Annotated in this window: 22 protein-coding genes; 4 read left to right on the forward strand and 18 right to left on the reverse strand. The window is 46.0% G+C overall.

Annotation, left to right across the window (positions count from 1 at the left end):
* Window positions 1–58: 58 nt before the first annotated feature.
* Both pyk and FT12353_RS00555 read right to left on the reverse strand, forming a co-directional pair.
* Window positions 59–1,477, reverse strand: coding sequence for a pyruvate kinase (gene pyk, locus FT12353_RS00550; protein WP_203617012.1), 1,419 nt, complete (start codon window positions 1,475–1,477; stop codon window positions 59–61).
* Between the two features lie 95 nt (window positions 1,478–1,572).
* On the reverse strand, window positions 1,573–4,974 hold the full coding sequence (locus FT12353_RS00555; protein ID WP_203617014.1) for a DNA polymerase III subunit alpha: 3,402 nt from the start codon (window positions 4,972–4,974) through the stop codon (window positions 1,573–1,575).
* Window positions 4,975–5,191: 217 nt separating this feature from the next.
* Here FT12353_RS00555 and FT12353_RS00560 point away from each other — a divergent pair, with 217 nt between their 5' ends.
* Entirely contained in the window at window positions 5,192–5,389 is a 198-nt protein-coding gene (locus FT12353_RS00560; protein WP_203617017.1) for a YjzD family protein, read from the forward strand.
* Between the two features lie 93 nt (window positions 5,390–5,482).
* Here the strand turns inward: FT12353_RS00560 and pepT are convergent, their stop codons facing one another.
* From pepT to FT12353_RS00615, 11 genes are all read right to left on the reverse strand, one after another.
* Complete coding sequence (pepT, locus tag FT12353_RS00565) at window positions 5,483–6,724, reverse strand: peptidase T (RefSeq protein ID WP_203617020.1); 1,242 nt, start codon at window positions 6,722–6,724, stop codon at window positions 5,483–5,485.
* Window positions 6,725–6,750: 26 nt separating this feature from the next.
* Window positions 6,751–7,539: a Nif3-like dinuclear metal center hexameric protein gene (locus FT12353_RS00570; protein ID WP_203617027.1), complete on the reverse strand. Its 789-nt coding sequence runs from the start codon at window positions 7,537–7,539 to the stop codon at window positions 6,751–6,753.
* Window positions 7,523–8,224 carry a tRNA (adenine(22)-N(1))-methyltransferase gene (locus FT12353_RS00575; RefSeq protein ID WP_203617029.1) on the reverse strand — a complete coding sequence of 234 codons (702 nt, stop codon included), beginning with the start codon at window positions 8,222–8,224 and terminating at the stop codon, window positions 7,523–7,525. Before FT12353_RS00575 ends, FT12353_RS00570 begins: the two co-directional genes overlap by 17 nt.
* A 94-nt stretch (window positions 8,225–8,318) precedes the next feature.
* Window positions 8,319–9,083 carry a ribonuclease HII gene (rnhB, locus tag FT12353_RS00580; RefSeq protein WP_203617032.1) on the reverse strand — a complete coding sequence of 255 codons (765 nt, stop codon included), beginning with the start codon at window positions 9,081–9,083 and terminating at the stop codon, window positions 8,319–8,321.
* A complete protein-coding gene (ylqF, locus tag FT12353_RS00585) occupies window positions 9,076–9,924 on the reverse strand; it encodes a ribosome biogenesis GTPase YlqF (RefSeq protein WP_203617034.1) in 849 nt (282 codons plus the stop codon). Before ylqF ends, rnhB begins: the two co-directional genes overlap by 8 nt.
* Before the next feature lie 23 nt (window positions 9,925–9,947).
* A complete protein-coding gene (locus FT12353_RS00590; RefSeq protein ID WP_083994348.1) occupies window positions 9,948–10,175 on the reverse strand; it encodes a YozE family protein in 228 nt (75 codons plus the stop codon).
* Window positions 10,165–10,737: a DUF2140 family protein gene (locus tag FT12353_RS00595; protein WP_203617036.1), complete on the reverse strand. Its 573-nt coding sequence runs from the start codon at window positions 10,735–10,737 to the stop codon at window positions 10,165–10,167. The genes FT12353_RS00590 and FT12353_RS00595 overlap by 11 nt, the downstream gene beginning before the upstream one ends.
* An 18-nt stretch (window positions 10,738–10,755) precedes the next feature.
* Complete coding sequence (gene fakB / locus FT12353_RS00600; protein WP_203617038.1) at window positions 10,756–11,607, reverse strand: DegV family protein; 852 nt, start codon at window positions 11,605–11,607, stop codon at window positions 10,756–10,758.
* Window positions 11,608–11,622: 15 nt separating this feature from the next.
* Complete coding sequence (locus FT12353_RS00605; protein ID WP_059393382.1) at window positions 11,623–12,120, reverse strand: dihydrofolate reductase; 498 nt, start codon at window positions 12,118–12,120, stop codon at window positions 11,623–11,625.
* Window positions 12,107–13,324 (reverse strand): CCA tRNA nucleotidyltransferase, encoded by a 1,218-nt coding sequence (locus tag FT12353_RS00610; RefSeq protein WP_203617040.1) that lies wholly within the window; start codon window positions 13,322–13,324, stop codon window positions 12,107–12,109. The genes FT12353_RS00605 and FT12353_RS00610 overlap by 14 nt, the downstream gene beginning before the upstream one ends.
* 90 nt (window positions 13,325–13,414) lie before the next feature.
* Window positions 13,415–14,680: a tetratricopeptide repeat protein gene (locus FT12353_RS00615; RefSeq protein WP_239061147.1), complete on the reverse strand. Its 1,266-nt coding sequence runs from the start codon at window positions 14,678–14,680 to the stop codon at window positions 13,415–13,417.
* A 196-nt stretch (window positions 14,681–14,876) separates the two neighbouring features.
* Between FT12353_RS00615 and FT12353_RS00620 the strand changes: the two genes are divergently transcribed.
* Window positions 14,877–15,428 (forward strand): Ada metal-binding domain-containing protein, encoded by a 552-nt coding sequence (locus FT12353_RS00620; protein ID WP_059393384.1) that lies wholly within the window; start codon window positions 14,877–14,879, stop codon window positions 15,426–15,428.
* A 79-nt stretch (window positions 15,429–15,507) separates the two neighbouring features.
* On the forward strand, window positions 15,508–16,293 hold the full coding sequence (locus FT12353_RS00625) for a glucose-1-dehydrogenase (RefSeq protein WP_168778267.1): 786 nt from the start codon (window positions 15,508–15,510) through the stop codon (window positions 16,291–16,293).
* 90 nt (window positions 16,294–16,383) lie between these two features.
* Here the strand turns inward: FT12353_RS00625 and FT12353_RS00630 are convergent, their stop codons facing one another.
* The 4 genes from FT12353_RS00630 to abc-f form a co-directional block, all read right to left on the reverse strand.
* Window positions 16,384–17,199 carry a hydroxymethylpyrimidine/phosphomethylpyrimidine kinase gene (locus tag FT12353_RS00630; protein ID WP_203617042.1) on the reverse strand — a complete coding sequence of 272 codons (816 nt, stop codon included), beginning with the start codon at window positions 17,197–17,199 and terminating at the stop codon, window positions 16,384–16,386.
* Between the two features lie 100 nt (window positions 17,200–17,299).
* On the reverse strand, window positions 17,300–19,441 hold the full coding sequence (gene topA, locus FT12353_RS00635) for a type I DNA topoisomerase (protein WP_373299293.1): 2,142 nt from the start codon (window positions 19,439–19,441) through the stop codon (window positions 17,300–17,302).
* Window positions 19,442–19,624: 183 nt separating this feature from the next.
* Window positions 19,625–20,503 carry a DNA-processing protein DprA gene (gene dprA, locus FT12353_RS00640; RefSeq protein WP_203617048.1) on the reverse strand — a complete coding sequence of 293 codons (879 nt, stop codon included), beginning with the start codon at window positions 20,501–20,503 and terminating at the stop codon, window positions 19,625–19,627.
* A 101-nt stretch (window positions 20,504–20,604) separates the two neighbouring features.
* The gene (gene abc-f / locus FT12353_RS00645; protein ID WP_203617051.1) at window positions 20,605–22,521 is read right to left on the reverse strand and encodes a ribosomal protection-like ABC-F family protein; all 1,917 of its coding nucleotides are present in this window, start codon (window positions 22,519–22,521) and stop codon (window positions 20,605–20,607) included.
* 87 nt (window positions 22,522–22,608) lie between these two features.
* Between abc-f and FT12353_RS00650 the strand changes: the two genes are divergently transcribed.
* Entirely contained in the window at window positions 22,609–23,487 is an 879-nt protein-coding gene (locus FT12353_RS00650; protein ID WP_203617054.1) for an N-acetylmuramoyl-L-alanine amidase, read from the forward strand.
* 393 nt (window positions 23,488–23,880) lie between these two features.
* Here FT12353_RS00650 and FT12353_RS00655 read toward each other — a convergent pair whose 3' ends face one another.
* A complete protein-coding gene (locus tag FT12353_RS00655; protein WP_203617056.1) occupies window positions 23,881–24,774 on the reverse strand; it encodes a type I 3-dehydroquinate dehydratase in 894 nt (297 codons plus the stop codon).
* Window positions 24,775–24,820: the final 46 nt, after the last annotated feature.

A 24,820-nucleotide genomic window follows, 5' to 3' on the forward strand; every position in this document is an offset into this window, starting at 1 on the left:
TTTTAACACAACTTAGAACAAAAAAAGCCCGACAAAATCGGACTTTTCAAGTAAATCATTAGATTGTTTCAACAGAAACGTTGTTAGCTGACTTTGCCATGTCGATTGGGGCAACAGTCACAACAACAATCTTGTCACCAGCAGCTGCCAAACCTTGAGCTTGAGCAACTTCCTTGGCCTTGGAAACCAAGTCATCAACAGACTTTGGTGTGTCAGCCAAGATAGGCAAGATTCCGTTGTTCAAAGTCAATCCGCGTTGTACGCGTTCTGACTTTGTCAAAGCAATTGTCATTGCAGTAGGACGGTGCTTTGAAACCATACGTGCGGCGTAACCAGTTTCAGTCAAGACAACAACGGCCTTAGCTTCAACTGAGTCTGACAAGCGAGCAGCTGCTGAGGCAACTGATTCAACATCATCATCACCGTAGAAAGTGTCAGCATGACGGCTGTACAATGACAAAGCTGATTCAGCCTTTTCATCAAGAGCGGCCATCATAGCAACAGCTTCAACTGGGTAATCACCGTTAGCTGATTCACCAGAAAGCATTGTTGCATCAGTACCATCAAAGACTGCGTTGGCAACATCAGAAGCTTCGGCACGTGTAGGACGTGGGTTTTCTTCCATTGAATCAAGCATTTGAGTAGCAGTGATAACTGGCAATCCCAAAACGTTCATCTTGTCGATCATTTCCTTTTGAATCAAAGGCACGTTTTCGGCAGGGATTTCAACACCCATGTCACCACGTGGAACCATCAAACCATCAGAAACTTCCAAGATAGCATCCAAGTTGTCGATACCTTCTTGTGATTCGATCTTAGGGATGATTTGAACGTGTTCCATGTTCTTTTCCTTCAACAAGGCACGGATATCCAAAACATCTTCAGGCTTACGAACGAATGAAGCAGCGATATAGTTGATTTCGTGGTCCAAACCGAAACGAATGTCATCAGCATCCTTTTCAGTGATACCAGGCAAGTTGATTGAAACACCCGGGGCGTTAACACCCTTACGTGATCCCAACAAACCGTTGTTTTCAGCCTTAACAACCAATTCCTTGTTTGCTTCGTCCTTTTCAGTGACAGTAGTAGCTAACAAACCATCATCAAAGAGCACTTGTCCGCCAACCTTAACGTCGTCAAACAATCCAGGATAAGTAACTGCAATCTTTTCCTTTGTTCCTTCGATGCTGTCGTCCATTGAGATACGGAATACATCGCCAGTTGAGAATTGAATCTTACCGTCAGCTTGCTTAGTAGTACGGATTTCCGCACCCTTTGTATCAAGCAAACGACCAACAGTCTTACCAGTAATCTTTTCGGCTTCTGCAACTGCTTGCATACGGCCCAAATGTTCTTCGTGATCACCGTGTGAGAAGTTGAAACGGAATACGTTAGCACCTGCTTCAATTAACTTCACAATTGTGTCTACATCAGTTGATGATGGACCAAGTGTTGAGACGATCTTCGTCTTTTTCATGGGTAAATAGCTCCTTTGATATCTTGGTGAGTTGCCTACAAACAACTTCCTTTTCATATTGTAATACACTCTATAACCAATTCACAAGACACAATTTAGTCTTTTTGTCGGAAAACAACATTTTTACTAGATAAAACCTGTTCTAATGCCCGTTTTAACTGGTCTGGTCCGGCTAAATTGTAAGATTGTGGTAACATTCGCCTGATTTTTGTCTTCGGCCAATACAAAATCACCGGGTATTCACCTGGATTTTGCTGCATCACTCGCCAAAGCTGATTTTTAATTGGCTCCTGATCATGGTCTTCATCTAAACGTAAAAACCAAGTGCCTGACTGAGTAGCCTTTAATGTTGATGCCGCCTCTTGATGAACCGGATGCTTTTTATCCAAATCAGCTTGGCAGCTTTGGCTTTGACTCGCAGCCACAGCGTCGACAAAGTTTCCAATAACAGACAGCCCCTGACGAACTTCCGTTTTGCCACCTACCCGCACTAAGCGTCCAACCTTTAAGGTCGATTTTACTTTGTCATAGACTTTAGGGAAGATGGTGACGTCCACACTGCCAGTCATGTCAGTTAAATTAACAAAAGCCATATCGTCACCCCGCTTCGTCTGGATGACTTTGACATTTTTAACGAGGCCTAAAACTTTGACGTTCTGCCCAGCAACTAAATTAACCATGGCCGTCACAGATCCCCGGTCGTAATCGGCCTGAAAAGCCTCAGTTGGATGACCCGATAAATTAAAGCCAAGGGCCTCTTTTTCCGTTTGTAGCCGTTCCACTAATGGTAAATCAGCTAGTTTCTTGATTTTCGTCTCGGATAAGACCAAGTCACCGAAGCTAGCCGCATTAATCAAATCCGGCAAGTTCGCTAAAAGTTCTGCCCGGTTATAGCCAAAATGATCAAGTGACCCAGCATAAGTAAGCTGATTTAAAAACTTTTCGTCTTGAAATTTTTCGGGTAAGGCCTTGACGAGGTCCTGCAGACTGGCAAAGCGTCCCATCTGATGGCGGCTCTCGAGCAGTGCCGTCACAAAGGCCGTCTGTAGACCATTAATATTGCCCAGACCCATAACTAAATTGCCATCTTGAATGGACCAATCCCTGGCGGAGGTATTGACATCTGGTGGCAATACCTTCAAACCAAGTTTCTTGACCTCTGCCAAATAGGCTTGTGCCTTTTCAACACCGCCTTGGTGAGCGTTCAAAATCGCTGTATAAAAGGCCAATGGGTAATGGGCCTTCATGTAGGCTAACTGAAACGATAGCTGACTATAGGCGACCGCATGCGACTTATTAAAACCATAATTGGCAAACTGATCGATATAGGCGAACAGTTTTTCTGCTTCGTCAAGCCGGTGGCCCTTTTTCTTTGCTCCCGTCATAAAAGCAGTCTTGGCCGATGCCATCTGATCAAGCTTTTTCTTGGACATTGCCGACCGCAGAAAATCGGCCTGCGCCAATGAAAAGCCGGCATAAACCGCCGCCACCTGCATCACTTGCTCCTGGTAAACCAGGATGCCATAGGTCGGTGCCAAAATTTGATCAACAACAGGGTCAACGGTCGGTACAGGTTCTTGCTTCAAACGCCGCTTAATAAAGGGATCGATGTGTTGACTAGGGCCCGGTCGATAAAGGGCCGTGGCCGCTACAATCAAATGAAAGTCATCAACCTTCAGCCGCCTTAAAACATTTTTCATACCAGCCGATTCAAACTGGAAAATGCCCGTCGTATTCCCATCGGCAAAGAGCTGCAACGTTTCTTTGTCCTGAAAGTCAATTTTTTTAATATCAAAATCAGCTGGCAAACCATCTTGAGCCAAGGCAATCGTTTGCGCCAAAATTTTCAAGTTTGTCAGGCCCAAAATATCAATCTTTAATAGGCCAAGTTCTTCAACTGGCCCCTTTTCAACCTGGGTCAGCAAGTAGCCATCGTTACCAACTTGAACTGGTAACGTATCGACTAACGGTTGGTCTGAAAGAACCACACCGGCAGCATGGGTTGAATAATTGCGGGGTAAGTTTTCAATGGCCAAAGCCGTTTTCATCAACAATTGGCCAAAGTCCAAGTCATAAATCGCTTGCTTAAGCTTTTGGTCAGGCGCCTCCCAGGCTTCTTTCAACGGTACCTTACGGCCGTTCTTACCGGCTGGCACTCCTTCTGAAAGTCGTTTTTGCGCCTTGGCATCGAGGCCGAAGACACGGGCGGTATCACGCAAGGCCTGTTTAGCAGCCAGAGTACCAAAGGTAATAATCTGCGCAAAGGATTCCTGACCGTACTTATCATGGAGATAGGCCAGAATTTCATCACGACGGTCATCCGGCCAATCGATATCAATATCGGGCATCGACGCTCGCTCAGGATTTAAGAACCGCTCGAATAGCAATCCTTCGGCTAGAGGATCAACATTTGTAATTCCTAATGTATAGGCCACCAACGAACCCGCAGCCGAACCACGGCCGGACCCCGTTTGGACATGATGGTCTCTGGCGTACTTAACAATGTCCCAAACGATCAAGAAATAATCAGCAAAACCCAGCCGCGCGATAACATCCAACTCATGGTTCAGCCGGTCCTGATAATTTTGAAAGTGGTCCTCATGACCCGTTAACCGCCTCTTCAAGCCTGCATTGGCCAACTGGGTCAGGTAAGTTTTGGAATCCAAACCAGAATCTTGCTGAAAAACAGGCAAGGCCGGCGACTTAAACGCCAAATCAACGTTAGCCTCTTCAATCAGGGCCTCATTATTTTGATAAGCGCCACGCAAGGCCGCATTCTTTTGATACGATTCAGCGATATCTACCTGTGGCCGTAAGTAGTAGGCCCCTTTTTCGCGCGCTAACAGCTCTAAGTCTTCTAGCTGGGTCCCCTGATCGATTGCCCGCAAAACCTGGGCAAAGAAGGCATCATCCTCGTTTAAGTAGTCGACCTGGTCCCAAGCCATTAAACGGATTTGATGGGCTGTGGCATAGGCAACTAAGAGATCTTGGTGGTGGCTCGACATTAAGGGATTAATGCCCAAGTAAAAATCAGCACCATCAACCTTTTCGGCTAATTGGTCTAGATAATTTTTAGCCCCTGAATCTTCGGCAACAATCAACTGCCCCAATTCTGATTTTGGTGACAAAGTCAAAGAAAGCCCATCAAGGTGACCAGCCAAGTCAGCAAATTGAAGCGCCTGGTCTGGGTCTGCCATCTTTTTGGAAGACAAATAAACCAAGTTTTGATAGCCAACCTGATTTTTAGCAGTCAGCAAAACCGGAAAGGCTGTGGCCACATTCACCAAGCCATTTACCTGCAAAACAAGCGAAAAAACCGGTTTGATGCCAGCCTTTTTTGCTGCCTTGTAAAAGGCAACCACGCTGTAAAGCACGTTTTCTTCCGCCAAAGAGACCGCTTGATAACCCCGGTCTTTGGCGACTTGAATGATTTCTTCTACTGAGTTAGGACTTTGCAAAAGCGAATAAGCGCTTTTTTGTTGTAATGGTGCGTACATAAAGTCCTCCTCAATGGTGTCAATAGTCTAAAAACATTATACCGAAAATTTGTTTGCCTAGCTGAAAAATTCCAAGGATAGCCCCCTTCCCCTTTTGATTACTTTGCTTTTTTAACCAACACTTATCCGAAATTGTCGCCCTTAAATTAGACAAATTCTCTTGCGAATTTATAAGAGGGGCGTATCATAGTGGGTAAATAATAAAGGAAGTGGAAACATGCGCTATATTACTGCCGCCTTCTGGTGTGCACTGTTTGGTGAAGTTCTTGGTTACTTGGTCGGACAAATGACCGGCGTAACTTTCAACCCAGGTGTGACAGCTCTCGTAACGATTATCGTTGGTGAAGCTGCCCTCATCTTGGTCCCTGCCTTGTCAGATTCTGCAGAAGCAGAAAAGGCAGACAGCCAAGCCTAAAACACCAACAGCTTGCTTTAAAAAAAGACTAGGAAAATTCCTAGTCTTTTTTGTTGTCATTAATTTTGATATTAGCAGGCTAAATTAAGTATCTTACTTTGACCCTGCTGCCTTTGTCAGGATACCCAACAAAACGTCAGTTGCCTGTTCCATCACCTGCTTGGACACGAATTCGTAGCGACCGTGCATGTTTTCACCACCGGCAAAAAGATTTGGCGTTGGCAAACCTAAGAAGGTAATCTTTGAGCCATCCGTTCCGCCTCGAGCTGGTTGTGTATCCGGCTCGATACCCAAATCCGTCATAGCTTCATTGGCATATTCAACAACTTCTTGGTGATCCTTCAAAACATCACCCATGTTGTAATATTGGTCTTTCAGGGTCAAGGCCACACGGTCTTTTTGCAAGTCTTGATTGAGTTGGTCAGCGATTTGGACCATCGTTTTCTTACGATTTTCAAACTTTTCCCGATCGTGATCACGGATAATGTAAGTTAACGTAGCTTCTTCTGGTGTTCCTGCCATATCAATCAAATGATAGAAACCTTCACGCCCCTCTGTCTTTTCAGGCCGGTCATGCTCAGGCAATGCGTTATGAAAATCAATCCCAACTTGGATGGCATTAACCATCGCACCCTTGGCGGTACCAGGGTGAACGTTTTGGCCGGTAATCACAATCTCAGCCTGGGCAGCGTTGAAGGTTTCCCACTCCAGTTCGCCCAATGGACCACCATCAACCGTGTAGGCAAAATCAGCATCAAAGGCAGCGACATCAAAATGATTAGCGCCAATACCGATTTCCTCATCCGGACCAAAGGCAAAACGAACGGGACCGTGCTTTACTTCTGGGTGGGCCAACAAATACTCGGCCAATGCGATGATTTCAGCCACGCCTGATTTGTCATCAGAACCAAGCAAGGTGGTTCCATCCGTTGTAATTAAATCATGGCCTTGATAGTTCTTAAGATGTGGGAAAACTGCTGGGTCCAACTTATAGCCAGACGTTCCCAATTCCAAAACAGAGTGCCCGTCGTAGTTATCAACCTCTTGTGGGTTCACATGCTCGCTTTCAAAATCAGCCGTATCGACGTGAGAAATAAAGCCAATTTTGGTTCCCTGACCATCTGGCAAATTTGAAGGCAATTCAGCAAAGAGATAACCATCCTTCATCGTGCGGACATTTTCCAAGCCGATTTCCTTTAACTCAACGGCCAAATCCTTTAAAAACTGAACTTCTTTCGGTGATGACGGAATCGTCTGACTCTCTTCATCAGACCGAGTATCAACTTTGACATAACGTAAGAAACGAGACACTAACTGTGGGTACTTCTCAGACATGCAAAACCTCCTGCTTGCAAACAGACCTAAAAATAGGTGTAGGGATCAGTATTCTTCTGGCTAGCCGTCACCGGCAGTTGCCCAGCAAACCATTCTTGAACTTTTTTGGCCATTGGTTCTTTGGCCAAGGCTTCCATATGGTGGTCCGGGTCTAACACGGCAAAATCAGCAGCCAGTATATCATGACCAACATGGTAGTACAAATCAGCGGTCAAGTAAAGGTCAGCGCCAGCTTCTTGCGCCTTTTTCCAAAACTTACCACCATCGCCACCTAGAACTGCCACCCGTTTGACGACTTTATTCGCATCGTTAGCGATTAAACGCACAGCATCGACCTGGCAAACGGCTTTGACCTGTTTAGCAAAATCAGCCATGGTCATAGCAATCTTTAACTCACCAATCCGCCCCATCCCGGGTTGGTCCCCTTCACCCGGTAGTAGCGGTATCTGATTTTCAATACCAAATGCCTGGCACAACCAATCATTCAGACCGCCAGCAACGGCATCCAAGTTGGTATGAGAGGCATAAATCACAATATTATTTTTAATCGCAAGTGCGTACATCGCATTTTGCGGGTCCGACAAGTCAAGGTTCTTTGCAGGCCGAAACATGGCTTCATGATGAGCCCAGATAAAATCAGCCCCTAAATCGATAGCCTCTTGGACGACTTCTGGTCGCACATCCAACGTGGTCAGAACGCGATGGATTTCTTGCTCCGGTTGGCCAATTTGTAACCCGGTTGGGTCGCCCGGTTCGGCTAGCGACTTTGGGGCAAAGGCCTCAATTTGTTCAATCAATTCACTTGCTTTGACCATCAAAAACCTCCTGATTAATAAAGTTCAGCTTTTCTTGTAAGTTCACGTACTTTTCGCTGCCCTTTTGTTGGGCACTTTCCAATCGTGACAAGACTTCAGCTGCTCGATTACGTTCCTGTTCCCACTTGGCCAAGAAAACTGGGTCTTTTGCCTGAAGGAGCTTTGGACCAAAGGTCCACTCAGCCCGGGTCAGCTCCTGTTGACCAGGAACGGCCACAATGATTTCATAGCGGTGGTGCCCTTCTTGCACAATTTTTTCTTGATCAATTCGGTACCCATTTTGACTTAGCCAAAGTCGAACCGCCGCTTGATCGGTGTTTGGCTGCAAAATTAACTGGTTAAACGGCCCTTTATTTTGACCAGCAGTCAAAATTTTCTCAATCAACAAACCACCCATTCCGGCAATGACAACCGTTTCAATTTGGTCATCTGGTTCAATCGCTGCTAGACCATCCGCTAACCGACAAGTCACCCGGTCGGACAAACCATAAGTCGCCACCGTATGGATGGCGTTCTCGAGTGGCCCCTGGGCAACCTCGCCCACCAAGGCAAACGCACTCTTTTTTTCCAATAGCAGGGCTGCTGCTAAATAAGCATGGTCTGACCCAATATCAGCCACGCGCGCCTGATCATTCACCAAATCTTTTACTGCGGCTAACCGCGGGCTCAGTTTAATTGCTGTCATAAGCAATTCCTTTCTCAATTAAACAATTATTTCTTGTGTCAGCACAAGCTAACTAGCAAAAAGGAGCCACAAAATTTTTGCGCTCCATAAAAAATCATGATAAAAGCTTTTTCACCGGCTCAAAAGTCCGCCGATGAATCGGCGTTGGACCTAATTTGGCTAGACCCGAAAGGTGCTTAGCCGTCCCATAACCAGCATTATGAGCAAAGTCATAGCCAGGATATTCTCGGTCATAGTCAGCCATCATTTGGTCACGGGTAACCTTAGCCAAAATACTGGCAGCACCAATCGAGTTTGAACGAGCATCCCCCTTAATCAGCGACTGCTGTGGCAGATTTGTATCAATCGTCATGGCATCCACCAGTAAATAGTCAGCTTTTGGCTGCAGCTGCTCCACTGCTTCCTTCATTGCTAACCGACTGGCTTGATAGATGTTAACCTCATCAATCACCTGCGCACTGACCACGCCAATGCCATAAGCAATGGCCTCGTCCTTAATCGCCTGAACATATTCCAATCGGTGTTTTTCACTCACCTGTTTTGAATCAATCACACCGTACTGATCAAAGTCCTTCGGTAAGATGACTGCCGCCGCCACAACCGGACCCGCTAATGGGCCCCGGCCGACCTCATCAACACCGGCAATATTTTGGTAACCTGCTGCCCAAAGTGGTTCTTCTAAGGCAAAGCGCGACAAAAAAGCCGCCTTTTGCTCGGCTAATTTTTCCTGCCGTCGGTCAAAAGCCAAAATGGCTGCCTGAACCCCTTTTCGGTCATCCAACCGCCAAGTTGCCAAGCGTGAATCATCTGATGCGGCTTCTTTTAAAGCCGCTTTAATGCTCGCAATCGTTTCACTCATGAATTAAATCTAGGGTATACGTACCCAACTTTCCTTGACGTAGATCATTTAAAACACGGACCGCCGCCTTATCGTAATCGTCCTTGAAGCCCAACTTGGCCGTAATAGCTAAGAGAATATCGACATCAGACATTGTTGTAAAGGCATCATCAGCCAAGTGATAGCGGTCAATGATGGCTTGTGGCCGGTAGTCCCGGAAGAAAGCAATCAAAGACAGCACAGCGTCATCTTTGGCGAAAAGCGTATCCTTCACCGCACCACTCAAAGCCAAGCGGAGACCGATTTGTTGATCTTCAAACTTAGGCCACAAGACCCCTGGGGAATCCAAAATTTCCAAACCTGCTGGCGTCTTGAGCCAAGCAATCTTCTTCGTGACGCCCGGCTTATTAGCCGTTGGTGCCACATTCTTTTGAACCAGGTGGTTGAGTAAAGTTGACTTACCAACGTTTGGAATCCCTGCGAGCATTGCTCGAATGGGACGGTTCTCAATTCCACGCTTTTCCTGAGCCTTGATTTTATCAGCCAAAACAGACTTAGCCGCCTTCGTCATCGTCTGGGGGGTCTTCGGACTCCGTGTATCCAAGACGACCACACTCAGGCCTTCTTTTTCAAAGTGTTCCTTCCAAGCCTTGGTCTGTTTTGGATCGGCTAAATCAGCCTTGGTTAAAACTAACAGTCTTGGCTTATCACCAATCAATTTATCCACTTCTGGATTACGTGATGACGCCGGTAAGCGGGCATCGACCAGTTCAAAAACGATGTCTACCAAGTTTAAGTTTTCGCGCATCAAGCGAAAGGCCTTGGCCATGTGGCCAGGGTACCATTGTATTAATTGTCCCATGGACTTTCCTTCCTATCTTTCTCTTAGCGCGAAGCTTGGTATTCGGACCAAGCCTCATCAAAAATGGTCATCGACATTAAATAGCTCGCTGAACCTTCCAAGTAATTTGAAAGCTCGTCAAAGTCCGTCGACTGTTTTGGAAAACTTTGGTCTAAAAAGGCGTTGTTAGCAAATTGTTGAATCTCGGTTGCTGCAACCGGGTTGCGGTTGGTCATTAACCAACCATAAAAAGTTCGTGACTTACTGGGCACTAGTATCTACCTCTGCAAATTTAAAAATTCCATTCTGGACATCAATCTGCTTAGCTTGATAAGCTGTTTGACCGTCCTGAGTTAATTGTGACAAATCCAAAGTAATTTGACCCTGACTTGGTTGAATGGCCACGCCAGCTGGTGCCACATTTTGCTTCAGTAGGTAACCAAGAGCTGCCTTCGCTGGGACATCCAGTGAATTAACCTTGGCCTTCTTAACGGTCAAGACAACGTTCCCATCACTGGTAACCTTCGGTGTCATCGTCAGTTGTCCCTTTAAACTCGAACTCGTGCTGGTTGCAACAATGTTTTGACCATCCAGGCTAACCTGATATTGACTATTTTGTAGTTTAGATTGAATCATATCGTTGACTTCGTCTTTTGTAAACGACTTAGTTGCTAATACTTTTTTTGAACTAGTCGACTGGTCACTGTCTGATTTTTTAGTGCTAACCGTTGGACCCGTTTGGTTGGCCAGGTTGCTGTAAGCAACGCCTGCCCCTGCTCCCAAAACAACCACAATCCCGGCAATTGTTAAAATAACTATCTTACCCTTTTTCACTTAGTATCAACTCTTTCTTTATTCTGCTTCATAGAGAATGGCCAAAGCGCCCATCCCCGTATGGGTCGAGATAATTGGTGTTGCCACTGACAAAAGAATGTCAATGTCTGGCCAAATGGCATTTAAGCGTTGGACCATTTCTTCGGCCTCATCCTTGATGCCGGTATAAGTTACCCCAATCGCCTTCATCTGCTTATAGCCCTTCATTTGCTCGATCACGTTCTCGTTGAAGGCTTTAATAGTCTTTAATCCGCGGCCCTTCACCACGACATCCACTTTGCCTTCCTCATCAACCTTAGCACCGACCTTAATATTCAAGAGATTACCAATCAAGCCCTGTGTCTTTGATAGGCGACCACCAGCAACCATATTGTCAAGTGAGCGGAATGACAAGAAGATGTATGTTTGGTCTCGCGCAGTTTCCGCCACCTTCAAAACCTCTTCCAGGCTCTGACCAGCTTGTGCTGCTTTGGCTGCTGCCAAGACAACAAACGCTTCAGAGCGGTCAGCACTCAACGTATCGAACGCATGGACATCAGCTTTTGTTAAGGCGTTTGCCTGAGCGGCCGCATTTACCGTACCGGATAAGCCAGATGACAGGTGCAAAGATAAGACGGCTGCATCGGGATCTTCTTGATAGCATTGATCGTAAACTTCTTTAAAGGCCCCAATTGAAGGCTGTGAAGTCTGTGGCAATTGGTCGCTTTCTTGCATCTTTTCCAAGAATTCTTCAGCTGAAATGGTCACCCCATCTTGATAAATTGTGCCATCAATCTGCACGGTCAATGGGACAACTTTAATTTGGTACTGGTCAATTTCTGCTTGGGTTAACTTAGCGGCTGAATCCGTTACAATCTGTACTTTAGCCATGGAATCGTCTCCTACTTACTTCCGTTTATATGTTAAAAAGGTTAATTGATAGTCGCCATCAACGGCCTCTTGTTGCGCTGTTAACGTGAACTGAGTCAAATCAACTGGGTCGACAAAGGTATCGCCATCAAAGTCACCGGCAACCTTTGTGACAATTAAGTCTGTCGCCATTGGCATTAATGCTGTAAAGACTTGAGCACCACCGGCAACCGTCACGACGTGTCCCTGGCTGATTTCATCATCAATCAAGGCTTGTAAATCTGCTAGAGAATGAACCACGGCAACCTCTTCAAAGCCGGGATCAAAATCAACTTGCCGAGTTAAAACAACCGTTTTCCGTTTTGGTAATGGACGACCAATGGCTGCCCATGTCGCACGGCCCATTACCATGGTCGAACCGACTGTTTCTTTTTTAAAGTGTTTTAAGTCCGATGGAATCGACCATGGTAAATCGCCATCTTTACCAATTGCATGGCGATCATCTTCCGCCCAAACCATTTTAACTGTTGCCATGTGTCTGCTCCTCTACAAGGGTGGTCAAGGCCTCTTTGGTATTGTCTACCTGACCTAAGACGACTGCCTGTTCCATCTTCTTTAATGCCACACCCAAATCAGGACCCGGCTGCGCCAAGCCGGCTGTAATCAAGTCCCCACCGCTTAAGGCAAGGTCCTTCATTGAATAAATTGGCAGGCTATCATATGTCTTTTGAATGCGCTCCGTCACACTTTGGTCAACTCCCATGATTGTCAGCGTTTCCAGCAACGTTTTCACGTGGGCATTGTGCTCATAAATGGCCCACCGGTCAATTTGGTTGACATTGGCTAACAGTGGTCCAACCGCCAGCACGGCCTGCATCACTTCTTTTGATAACTTCCATTGCCGCAGTTGTGCTTGCAGAGTGGGACCATCAAATCCTTGCTGACCTAAGTACAAAGCCCAGACAACTTGTTCACTTTGCGGTTGTTTTCTTTCCAGCTGATTCGCAACCCTTAAAACATCGGCTTCCGTCATCAAGCCGGTTTCCCCTGGTAAGTAAGGTAAGAGTCCAGCTTCAACTAAGATTTTCAAAGCTGACCCAGCGGCCAACCCTTGCAACATTTTCTCAAATTCAACTCGAATGCGCTCAACGGCGATTTTAGCTAAATTCGGTCCTAATTCCACCAAGGCAGCTAAAGTTTGATCTTCAATTTGAAAATCCAATTGCGCAGCAAAACGCAGGGCACGCATCATTCGCAAAGCGTCCTCTGTAAAACGTTCTTTTGCTAAACCGACCGCCCTGATTTGTCGGTTGGCCAAATCAGTCAGACCGTCAAAATAATCAATCACTTGACCGTCTTCATCAAGGGCAAACGCATTAATGGTAAAGTCTCGGCGCTTCAAGTCCTCACTCAATGACCGCACAAACGTAACTTGATCAGGTCGACGAAAATCTGTATAAGTGGATTCCGTGCGGAAGGTCGTAATTTCATACCCTTCACCGTGATCTAAGACCATAACGGTACCGTGTTGAATACCGGTATCGACCGTCTTTTTAAAAATCTTTTTAATTTCTTCTGGGTAGGCAGAAGAAGCAATATCCACGTCGTGAATTGGTTTTTCTAAAATAATGTCGCGAACACAACCGCCAACAAAATAAGCCTGAAAGCCGGCTTGATTAATCTGCTTTAGAATCGGCTTGGCAGCCGTCAATTCACTTGGTAACAGTTCAAGCTTCATCGCCACCTCCTTCTAATCATTTACTATTCATCTAATCTTAGCAAGATTTTACCCTGAATGCACGAAACAAAGGGATTTCCATTCATTTTTTTAATCAAGCGATAAGTCAGCTAAGCGGTCGGCTAATTCAAAGTTGTCTGGATCGAGATCAACAGCCTTTTCTAAGGCAGTCAGTTCCTCTTTTCGTCGACCAACTTCGTGATACCAATCAGCGAGGTCGTGCCAAAAATCAGGATCCGCCGGGTAATCAACCTGCGCGGCCTGCCATTGTTCCTCTGCCTTGTCTTCTTCTTCCTTGGCATGGTAAGCCCGCGCCAAGTCCCAGCTAAAGCGTGGGTCAACTAAGTCTAATTCTTGGGCTGCACCAATGGTTTCGATGACGGCATCGTAGTCGTGACGAGTCAAATAGAGGTCAGCTAAAGCACTATAAGTTGCTAAGTCTTGGTCATCTAGGGCAAGCGCTTGATTGAAATCTTCTTTCGCCTGGTCGTACTGACCCAATTTAAAGGCTAAGAGCCCGGCTTGGCGATACAAAACCGGGTTAGTTTGATCATACGACAGCCCCAAACGATAAGTCTTTTCCGCTTGGTCAAGGTCATTAATCCGTTCATAGAGTTGTCCAAGAAGTGGGTAAACAGAAGTGTACTGTGGGTCTGCAGCCAAAATATCTTCAAAGAGTGGTAAGGCATCCTCGTCAGCCTTCTTCTCGACATACAAGAAAGCCAGTTGGAACTTGGTGTCAATCGTCAAGTCAATCGGCTTAATCTGTTCGAGGTAGGCAATGGCGTTATCCACGTTTCCAATTGCTGCATAGGCCGTTCCAATTCGAGCAGCCATATCAACCTTGGCAATCCGGCGCTGACCGGCTAACAAGAGTTGGCGATAACCGCGAATAGCCTGGTGGTACTGACCGGTCGTAAAGTAAAATTCAGCCAAGGCAAAGGTTACCACCGGCTCATCGGGTGCCAGCTGTGACGCCTTTTCTAAGGCATGTTCTGCCGACTCACTTAAACCTTCTGATTGGTACAAGTCCGCTTTAACCAGCAAGGCTTGCAAATAGGCCGGCGAATCCTCTGAAATTTGGGCTAAGTAGTCCTGCGCCAAATCCAAGTCGTTTTCTTCAATCGCTAATTCCGCCAAAGCTGTCTTCAAGTCACCCTCATCAGGGTATTTGGCCAGAAGGTGTAAATAAGCTTTCTTGGACTCTTCGACAAAACCAATGGCATAGAGATCTTCAGCCAGTGAATAAACCAAATCATCTTCATCTTCGGCTAGTGATTTTTGAAAGGCTTTCTGTGCTTGGTCCATTTGTCCCAAGCGAATAGCAGCCATCATTTCTTCTGCATAATTAGTCAATTTTTTAATCGCCTTTCCAAACGCTTTTTGCGTGAATGTTTTCTTCTATTTTACTAAATCAGCCTTTGAAACACAAAAAGCCTTCTTTGTAAAATAATAGTAATACTCAAATAGACCAATTTGTGTTATTATTGTCTGGAGCTTTTTCATAAGCAATTTCTGGGAACTAGATAAATTCTAAAAGGAGGTCTTCAGGATGTACTCATTAACAAAAAAACGTTGGCAAGCAATTCACAATCGAGATGCAGACTATAACGGTAGCTTTATCTACGGTGTCACAACCGATAAGCGGGTTTGTTGTCCCTCATGCGTCCATGGTAGTGACACCCACCCTGAAGATATTCAAATTTTCAAAACAAATGACGAGGCATTGTTCGAGGGTTTCCGTCCCTGCTCTGATTGTCAGCCATTTGGCGAACTATCCGATAAGGCTGATTTAGTCTTCCGAGTGAAAGAATACCTGTCAGCCAACTATAAGAATCGAATTACACTCGAGTCCTTGAGCGAAGACTTTTCTGTCTCATCCGGTATCCTACACCGAGCCTTTATGACCGTAGCAGAAGAAAGCCCACAAAGCTATCTGTTACGAGTACGGATGTTCCATGCTAAGAAGCTACTCAAAGATGGCAAAGACTCCGTCGCACTCGTTGGCCTCAAAGTTGGCATCCCCAACCTCTCATACTTCAACACCGTCTTCAAGCAAGAAGCCGGTGTGACGGCCGTTCAGTACCGCAAGCAAAACAAATAAACTTGCCAATCCAAGCTCATTAAGATAAAGTAGACAGCGAAACCAACTTTCGCTGTTTTTTTGTACAAGGAGGAACTAGATGTTTAACGATTTGAACAAAAAGGTTGCCGTGATTACCGGTGGCTCAAAGGGTATTGGTAACGCAATCGCGTTGCGCTTTGCTCAAGAAAAGATGAACGTTGTGATTAACTACCATTCTGACGAAGCCGGGGCGCAAGCCGCCGTCGACGAGATTCGAGAAAATGGTGGCGATGCTGTTGCCGTCAAGGCCGACGTTTCAACTGAAACCGGCGTCAAGGCCCTTTTACAGGCTGCGATTGATAACTTTGGCGGTTTGGATGTTTGGGTCAACAATGCCGGAATGGAAATTCAAACACCAACCCACAAAATCACACTTGAGGAATGGAATAAAGTCATTGGCATTAACATGACCGGTGTCTTCCTTGGGGCAAAAGAAGCCCTCAACTACTGGTTGGACAATGACCGGACTGGTAACATCATCAATATGTCTTCCGTCCACCAACAAATTCCTTGGCCAACCTTTGCTTCCTATGCAACTGCTAAGGGTGGCGTCAAGCTCTTTACCGAAACGATTGCCATGGAGTATGCGCCAAAGGGTATTCGCGTCAACAATATCGCTCCCGGTGCCATTAACACACCAATTAATGCGGAAAAGTTTGCTGATAAGGCCCAATATGAAGAAACGCAATCGATGATTCCAATGCAAAAAATTGGTGATCCTGAAGACGTGGCCGATGCTGCCGTTTGGCTAGCATCCGATCAAGCCAAGTACGTGACTGGTACGACCCTCTTTGTTGATGGGGGGATGACCCTTTACGCCGCCTTCCAAGATGGCAAGGGCTAATTTTTAAAAAGCATGCTAAAAGGAGTTCTTCTACTAGGAGAACTCCTTTTTTATTTATCAAAAAATAGGTAGTCGTTTTACTCGATCACTTTATTTCGACCACTTGGCACCAATCTGAAAAACGTTGCCATCCGTTCGACTGGTATTCAGGCGATACCCCTGCTGAATGCTTTGATGAACAAAAAACTGACTTTGCTCAACCGCTTGTTGCAAGTTCTCGCCCAAGGCTAATTTGGCCGTAATTGCTGCCGCTAAGGTACAACCGGCGCCATTAACAAAGGCATCCTCGCCTAAGGCTGGTTGTGCCAAATAACTAATTTGGCCTGACACTGCCAGCACATCCAGGGCTTTTTCATCCACAAATCCCTGACCACCCTTTAGGAATACGGCAGTTTGAGCTCGCTCACTGATTTCTTGTGCTAATTTTGCCAAATCACTCGACGTTTTCGCCAAGGCGCTAGCCCGCTCTGCCAAAGCTAACCCCTCATTTAAATTCGGTGTCGTGACCGTTGCCAGCGGCAATAGGCGGTCCAAGTATTCTTGGACCAACGCTTTGTTTTCGGCCAGGTGGCCTTCCTTTAAGGCCAAAACTGGATCAACCACGATTGGACCGGCATAGTCTTGTAAAAAGGCAACCACCCGGTCCAATTGCTTGACCGACGTTAACATCCCCACCTTAATGGCGGCAAAGTCTTCGACCTGGAATAAAGAATTCAGTTGCTGGTCAAAGACCTCATCTGGCACAGGAAAAACCGCCACATTACTAGGCTGAATACTGACAATACTCGTAATCGCCGAAAAGCCAGCCAAACCAGCCTCGGCAAAGGTGGCCAAATCAGCCTGCAGACCTCCACCGGCTAGCGAGTCCGATCCCGCAATGGTTAAAACTTTCTTACTTGCAGCCATACAGCCACCTTTCCTACTTATTTCTCAAAAAAAGCCGTCCTTAGTGATATGAACCCCAACATTCGGACATATCATTAGTAGCGGCTTTTCAAAAATTCTTTTACTTCGCTTCACTCGTTTTTTTCTTCGCGGGTGCTTTTTTCTTAGTCTTAATAGCGACTGTGCCATTGGCCTCCTGATCTTCACCAGTTGCGCTAGCAGCCTGTTCGTCTACTTGATTTGGATCCTTTGGCTTGTCCCATGAGACAAAGTCACAGTCAGGATAGCGAGAGCAGCCATAAAACTTCCGACCACGCTTGGTTTTGCGTTCCACAACCTGTCCCTTACCACACTTTGGACAAGTGATACCGATTTCTTGCACAATTGCCTTTGTATTACGACAATCTGGGAAACGAGAGCAGGCATAAAACTTACCATAGCGGCCCATCTTAATCACCATTGGTGCGCCACAGACTTCACAGTCCATACCAGCCAATTCATCGTGCATCGTAATTTTTTCCAAGGTCTCCTCAGCGGACTGAACTTCCTTAGAGAATGGCTTGTAAAATTCATCGACGACCGGTACCCACTTCTTATCACCGACTTCAATCTCATCTAGTGAATGCTCAACCTGGGCCGTAAACTTGGTATCGGTAATATCGGGGAACTTATCCTCAACAATTGTCTGGACAATTTCACCTAATTCAGTGGGCACGAATTTCCGTGCATCCACCCGCACATAGTTCCGTCGCTGAATCGTATCCAATGTTGGCGCATAAGTTGAAGGACGACCAACACCGTTTTCTTCCAAGGCCTTAATCAAAGCCGCTTCAGTATAGCGGGCTGGTGGCATCGTAAAGTGCTGTTCTGGATTTGTCTTCGACAAGTCGACTTCATCCCCCTCTGCCAAATCAGGCAAAAGATTATCTTTTTCTTTAGCAGCCGGATAAGCCTTGGTAAATCCAGCAAACTTGGTCTTTGATCCATTGGCATGGAACAGGACACCATTTTGCTCAACCGTTACGGCTAAGGTATCCAAAATTTCGGGCGTCATCAAAGATGCGACAAAGCGCGACCAAATCAAGGAATACAACTTGAATTGGTCAGGGGTCAACTTATCTTTAATTGATGCTGGTGTCTTCGTGACGTCCGTTGGACGAATTGCTTCGTGGGCATCTTGAGCCCCTTCTTGCGGTGTCCCGGCAACAGGCTTATGGCTTGAATATTCCTCGCCCCACTCGTCATGAATATACTGAGCAGCGGCATTCTTCGCCACAGCTGAAAGTCGGGTCGAATCCGTACGCATATAGGTAATTAACCCAACTTGACCGAGGCCACGCCCTAAGTTAATTCCTTCATACAGTTGCTGAGCCGTCATCATCGTCTTCCGTGTTCTAAACTTCAACTGGGTGTTGGCTGCTTGTTGCATCGTTGACGTTGTAAACGGTGGCTGTGGTTGCCGCTTTCTTTCCTTGGCCTTGACTTCTGATACCTGGAAGGGCTTTTTCAAGTCCAAATCAGCCATGACTGATTGGATGGCTGCATTATCAGGCAGTGGCTGCTTCTTACCAGCAAAGCCATAGAAGTTCGCCTTAAACTTCGACTTTCCCTTCTTGAATTCGGAATCCAGCGTCCAGTATTCTTCTGGTTGGAAAGCCTGAATTTGGCGCTCTCTGGCAATAATCAAACCGAGGGCAACGGATTGTACTCGGCCGGCTGACAAGCCACGCTTGACAGTCTTCCACAATACTGGTGAAATCGAATAACCCACCAACCGGTCAATAATTCGTCGAGCCTGCTGAGCATCAACCAAATCCTGGTTAATGGTCCGTGGTTCCTTGAAGGCATTTTTAATCGTATCCTTCGTGATTTCGTTAAAGACCACTCGGTTTTTTTGTTCTGGATCAAGGTCCAAAATATGCTGTAAATGCCAGGCAATCGCCTCTCCTTCGCGATCCGGATCGGATGCGAGATAGACTTGCTTGGCAGCCTTAGCAGCTTTTTTCAGGTCCTTAATCACCGGACCCTTACCGCGAATATTAATGTACTTTGGTTCGTAATCCTGGTCAACATCAACACCCAATGTTGACTTAGGGAGGTCGCGGACATGGCCAATCGAGGCAACAACTTGATAAGTCGAGCCAAGATATTTTTCAATTGTCTTGGCCTTTGACGGACTCTCGACAATCACTAATTTTTTACTTGTTTTCTTCTTACTCTTTTTCTTTGGAGCAGTTGTTTTCTTGGTCTTTGCTTCTACCAACGTGTGATTCCCCATTTTTCTAAAGCTACTTGATTAGCGACAAAGGTGATTGTTTTGAATCAATAATCACGTTTATCAACCAAAAGCAAGCTTTCCTTTTGGTTTAACTCTCCCATCATACCAGTCAAAGCTACGCTTTGGCAAGACGGGTGGAATCATTTTCCTACTATATAAGGCAAATTTTTAAGTCAAACATGAAACCGCTTTAATGATATCACTGCTCGTTAAGACTGGCAACGCACCTGCCTGAATTAATTCATTTGGGCCGACCGACAGGGGCGCATTAATCGGACCAGGAACCGCTAAAACCTGTCGATTTTCTTGTAACGCTAAATTAGCAGTAATCAGCGACCCGGAATGGTGCTTGGCCTCAATCACTAACGTGGCACTCGAAAGGCCCGCAATAATTCGATTGCGGTCTGGAAAGTGGCTTCTCAATGGCAAGGACCCTACTGGGTATTCCGACAACAATAACCCCTGCTGACCAACCTGGTCTTGCAGTAAACGGTGATTTGCTGGATATGCCCGGTCCAACCCTGTGCCAATGACCGCCACCGGAACACCCCCATGATGAAAGGTCATCTGATGAGCCATCACATCAATCCCCTTCGCCAACCCCGAAACAACGCTAATCCCTGTCTTGACCACATCCGGCAACAATTGCCGTAGGGCCGCTAGCCCATAAGGACTGGCAGCCCTCGCCCCAACTACTGCCAGTGACGGCAGAGTCAGCGCCCGAAAATCCCCCTGGTAAAAGAGGACTAATGGCGGCTGATAAATCTCTTTCAATCTCTTCGGATAGTCAGCATCAAAGTAGGTCAACCAGCCTCCTTGGTATGCTAAAGCTTTGTCCAATGACCATTCATAGCTCGCCTGAATCTGCCGATATGGTTGTGATCCAGGTTCCAATCCTAGAACAAGGGCCAACGTTAAAAAGGGCCAGGGATAGGGCCCCTGCTCTGGGTTGCCCTGCTGATTCAAAGCGGCAATGACCTTTGCTTCTTTAGCCTTACCTAATCCAGGCGTCAGGTGAAGAGCTAGCAAAAATTGATTCAAATTCATCGGTTTCTCCTTTTTTCAGCATCATTAGACGGAAACAAGGAGGACAATGGTCATTCAAAGCCCCAAAATAATCTTAGCCACCTCAATAAAAAAACAGGGTTTTAGCCCTGTCCTTCAACAATTTCACTTAATTCAGCCCAGCGTTCCATTTTCGCATCAAGGGCATCAGAGACCTCTTGCAATTGGCTTTGAATTTCAGCGACCTTTTGGTAATCGGCACCATTGGCGGCCATTTGGTCATTAAAATCCTCTACTTGCGCTTCCAAATCAGCAATCTCATCCTCAATCGTTTCCCATTCACGCTTTTCCATGTAGGTTAACTTACGCTCTTTAGGCTTTTGTGCTGGTACTGATGGCTTTTCAGTTGCTGATTTTTCTTTTTTATCCAGACGACCTGTCCCAGCACTCTTTTCACCGGGTAAGACAACCTCATCCAAGTAAATTGAAAACTCGCCATTATATCGGTCAACTTGACCATTACCAGACAAGTAGTAACTATAGTCGGCCACCTTGTCCAAAAAGTAACGATCGTGGGAAACCGTCACGACAGTTCCTGCAAAGCGGGCCAGGAAATTTTCCAAAACAGTTAAGGTGCCGATATCCAAATCGTTAGTTGGCTCATCCAGTAACAAAACGTTTGGTTCCTGCAAAAGAATCTTTAGTAGGTACAACCGGCGCTTTTCACCACCAGATAACTTACGCACCAAAGTTCCATGCATAAAGCTTGGGAAGAGAAACTGCTCTAGCAGGTCCTTGGCGGAAATAACGTTTCCATCGCGGTCCTTCACACTCGAAGCAACATCCGTTAGGTATTCGATCATCCGCTTATCGGCCGGGATTTCCTCCGTTACCTGCGTGTAATAGCCGATTCGCACCGTTTCCCCGATTTCTAATACCCCATCAGTCAATGGCAACCGACCGGCCAAAACATTCAAAAGAGAAGATTTTCCAACCCCATTCGGTCCGGTAATACCAATTCGGTCGCGCTGACCAAAACGCAATGACAGGTCCTTAAAAATCACCTGATTGCCAAAAGCCAAAGAGGCATGATCTAAGGCAATTACTTTCTTACCCAGACGCTGCTGGCCCAATGACACCTCAACGTCTTGGTCCGTACGCACATTCCCTAGCGAGTCCTCTAACTCCGCGAAGGCCTTTTCTCGGCCCTTTTGCTTCGTTGTCCGGGCTCGGGCTGATTTTTTCATCCAAACCAGTTCTTTTTCATAAAGCTTTTCGCGCTTATGTTCAGCAGCCGCCTCGTTTTCCTGGCGAATAGCCTTGCCCTCGACGTAATCTTGGTAGTTTCCTGGGTATTCATAGAGTTTCCCAAAGGAAAGCTCAAAAATTCGATTCGTTACTCGATCCAAGAAATAACGGTCGTGCGTAACCGTCAATAAGGCACCCTTATACTTGGCCAAATACTGCTCTAACCAGGCAATGGAATCAAAATCCAAGTGGTTGGTCGGCTCATCTAAAATCAGGAGATCCGGCTCTTGAATCAAAACCTGCGCTAAACCAACACGCTTTTTTTGACCACCCGACAGGCTAGCCACTTCTTGATTTAAATTCGTTAAATGTAACTGCGTTAAAATAGTCTTAATCTGGGCCTCGATGGTCCAGGCATCATCCCGATCCATGGCAGCCTGGGCCTTTTCAAAGCGGCTGGCTGCCTTTGGATTTTCAGGATCTTGCGCCAGAAAATCTAAGGACTCCTGGTAAGCCCGAATTGTTTGAAAAACAGGCTGGTCCCCAGCATAAATCGCATCTAGGACCTGCATGTGTCCAGCCAAATCAGGATCTTGTTCCAAGTGTCCAACGCGATAATCATTTTGGGTCGAAATTGTTCCATGATCAGCCGGTTGTTTACCGGAAAGGGCATTTAACAGGGTCGTTTTCCCAGAACCATTGACCCCTACTAGACCAACACGATCACCCTGGGTAATCAAAAAGGAAAGGTCATCAAAGAGGACCTTTTCGCCGTATACAGACGTTAAGTTTTCTACTCTAAATTGTTTCATGTCTTCTATTATACTCGAATCAAGAACCCTTTTTCTGGAATATTCGTGATAAAATAAACAGAAGTATATGAAGAATAGGCCGGATTGATGTTTCATTTAATAAATTGGATTAAACAAAATAAAATCGGAGCCATCATCGTTGGCGTCTTCACCTTCGCGACCATGATTCTCATCATCTCGCTGGCGCAACAAAACCAACTGACGACTCGTCCAGACCAAGTTCCCTTACGAACGGGTCCGGGACTGAACTACAAACAAATCACCAAGTTGAAGGCCGGCACCAAACTGACTGTCGTTGCTAAAAACAATGGTTGGTGGCAGGTTAAGCGTGATAATAATCAAAAAGTGGGTTGGGTTGCTTCTTGGGTTGCTAATAACACTAAATTGAAAACTGCTACCCAGTTGTCTGAAGCAACCATCGTCTTAGACCCCGGTCACGGTGGTTCCGATACCGGTGCGATTTCAACGGATGGCAAGCATTATGAAAAGACCTACACCCTGAAAACAGCGTTGGCGACCGAAAAAGTTCTGACCGATGCCGGTGCGCGGGTCATCATGGTCCGCACCAAGGATGTCGTTGTTCCCTTACTTTACATCCCCCGCAAGGCCGAAAAGTATAACGCCGATGCCCAGATTTCCTTCCACTTCGACTCCTCAGAGTCGAACAACAGTGCTTCTGGCGTTTCCCAGTATTATTATAATGACAATTCACAATCACTCGCCCAAGCTTTAAACGGCTCACTGAATAACCTCCCACTTGAAAATCGCGGTTACGAAACGATGCCTTACCTCGTGATTAAAGACGTCACCAGACCCGCCGTCTTACTCGAGAATGGTTTCATTAATTCAGACCATGACTTCTCTTACATTCGTCAAAGTTCCTATCAGCAAAAGATTGCTCGCGATGTCAAATCAGGTTTCGTTGCCTATCTAAACAACCTATACCCAAACAATAATGGACAATAAAGCAAAGACTCCGCTCTCCCTATCAACCGATAAGGAAAACGGAGTCTTTTTTCTGCCGATAATACTGTCGAACGGCTAGTCAGTAAAGCTAAGTTTTGAGCATAAAAAAAACAGCACTCCGAAGAGTGCCGGGTAGGTAGATAGATAAACTACCTCAGTTGGTTAACAATAGTATAACATCACTAACTTTGTTAGGCAAGCTCCTATCTCTTAAACGAGTTTTTCTAATCCATGCAGATTTATTTTATATCATAGGCAATCGAGCACTTCTGCATTCAACGTTTGCTGTTCAATGCATTCTGATTCCCAAAATTATCGACAAGTAGCATCGCACAATTCGCACAAATTGTTGAAAAAATCTAAACAAACATCAGTTCATAGATACAGTAACAATTACGCCCAACCTAATTCACTAATCGTACTTTTAATCAACGGTGTCTGCCAATTTTCCCCTAAGGCTAAGGTGACGAGGGCAGATTGAAAAACAAGCCAAGATTCAATTTGATCCTTCGAAAGGATACCGGTAACCGTTAACACAAGAGCAGTTTCGCCGGCTCGATCAGCCAAACCGGCTAAAATTAATTCAAAATCAGCTAAGTCAATTTCAGCTAGTCGATCAGCTGCAACCTGCAAATTCACCACATCCGGATTCTTGGTCAACAAAGCAGAGAAAGCCGCTCGAATTGTTTCTGGCGTCAAATCATCAATTATTCCCGTTCGAATAACCGGAACAGCCACTTTCTCGGCGACGGCTATGACCTTTTCCTGCAAATTTTCATCCAGTTCCTCTGGCAAGTAGACTCCGGCAAAACGGTCTGCTCCGGCTTGCAATGCCGTGGCTAAGAAATAAGCCTGGTCAGCCGGCGCTAGTTCTCCCTGACCACCGGCCTCTTTCGTCGTATAAGCCAGCAAAACCAAGTGATCTCCTGCTGTTTGAAGAGCGTTGTCCACTAATTCCTTGACAATTTGCTGGTGCATAGCCGGCCAATTAGATAGAAATTCTTGGTGAGCCTGGTCCAATTCTGCCTTCATTGCGGCTTTTTTCATCGCGGAAGCGTCTCTTTCTTCAACCGCCTGCGCACCACCGGCCTTAACCTGGTCCCAAATGACTTCTTTGGAAAACTCATCCACAATGGCATCAGCTTGCCAGATAACAGCATCTGGATTCTTCTGGTCTAACGCCTGCTTGAAGGGGGTAAATTTATCGGCCGGCCCCAATGCCATCGGAACGGCTAAGGCTGACTGGGCAATTGGCTTTTTCTGTTCAAATAATTCTGTAATTTTCATAGTCTAATAATCCGAAAGCCAGCTGGATGAGCAGCTGGCTTTTTTC

Origin of the sequence: Fructobacillus tropaeoli (genome assembly GCF_016860625.1) — a bacterium.
Classification (GTDB): Bacteria; Bacillota; Bacilli; order Lactobacillales; family Lactobacillaceae; genus Fructobacillus; species Fructobacillus tropaeoli.

What these genes read in the sequence shown, in the direction of transcription:
- pepT (WP_203617020.1), bottom strand. Translation starts at nt 6,724, where the DNA reads ATGTCTGAGAAGTACCCACAGTTAGTGTCTCGTTTCTTACGTTATGTC.
- abc-f (WP_203617051.1), bottom strand. Translation starts at nt 22,521, where the DNA reads ATGAAACAATTTAGAGTAGAAAACTTAACGTCTGTATACGGCGAAAAG.
- pyk (WP_203617012.1), bottom strand. Translation starts at nt 1,477, where the DNA reads ATGAAAAAGACGAAGATCGTCTCAACACTTGGTCCATCATCAACTGAT.
- FT12353_RS00575 (WP_203617029.1), bottom strand. Translation starts at nt 8,224, where the DNA reads ATGACAGCAATTAAACTGAGCCCGCGGTTAGCCGCAGTAAAAGATTTG.
- FT12353_RS00625 (WP_168778267.1), top strand. Translation starts at nt 15,508, where the DNA reads ATGTTTAACGATTTGAACAAAAAGGTTGCCGTGATTACCGGTGGCTCA.
- FT12353_RS00605 (WP_059393382.1), bottom strand. Translation starts at nt 12,120, where the DNA reads ATGGCAACAGTTAAAATGGTTTGGGCGGAAGATGATCGCCATGCAATT.
- rnhB (WP_203617032.1), bottom strand. Translation starts at nt 9,083, where the DNA reads ATGAGTGAAACGATTGCGAGCATTAAAGCGGCTTTAAAAGAAGCCGCA.
- FT12353_RS00555 (WP_203617014.1), bottom strand. Translation starts at nt 4,974, where the DNA reads ATGTACGCACCATTACAACAAAAAAGCGCTTATTCGCTTTTGCAAAGT.
- FT12353_RS00630 (WP_203617042.1), bottom strand. Translation starts at nt 17,199, where the DNA reads ATGGCTGCAAGTAAGAAAGTTTTAACCATTGCGGGATCGGACTCGCTA.
- dprA (WP_203617048.1), bottom strand. Translation starts at nt 20,503, where the DNA reads ATGAATTTGAATCAATTTTTGCTAGCTCTTCACCTGACGCCTGGATTA.
- FT12353_RS00655 (WP_203617056.1), bottom strand. Translation starts at nt 24,774, where the DNA reads ATGAAAATTACAGAATTATTTGAACAGAAAAAGCCAATTGCCCAGTCA.
- FT12353_RS00650 (WP_203617054.1), top strand. Translation starts at nt 22,609, where the DNA reads ATGTTTCATTTAATAAATTGGATTAAACAAAATAAAATCGGAGCCATC.
- fakB (WP_203617038.1), bottom strand. Translation starts at nt 11,607, where the DNA reads ATGGCTAAAGTACAGATTGTAACGGATTCAGCCGCTAAGTTAACCCAA.
- ylqF (WP_203617034.1), bottom strand. Translation starts at nt 9,924, where the DNA reads ATGGGACAATTAATACAATGGTACCCTGGCCACATGGCCAAGGCCTTT.
- FT12353_RS00620 (WP_059393384.1), top strand. Translation starts at nt 14,877, where the DNA reads ATGTACTCATTAACAAAAAAACGTTGGCAAGCAATTCACAATCGAGAT.
- FT12353_RS00560 (WP_203617017.1), top strand. Translation starts at nt 5,192, where the DNA reads ATGCGCTATATTACTGCCGCCTTCTGGTGTGCACTGTTTGGTGAAGTT.
- FT12353_RS00570 (WP_203617027.1), bottom strand. Translation starts at nt 7,539, where the DNA reads ATGGTCAAAGCAAGTGAATTGATTGAACAAATTGAGGCCTTTGCCCCA.
- FT12353_RS00610 (WP_203617040.1), bottom strand. Translation starts at nt 13,324, where the DNA reads ATGAAGCTTGAACTGTTACCAAGTGAATTGACGGCTGCCAAGCCGATT.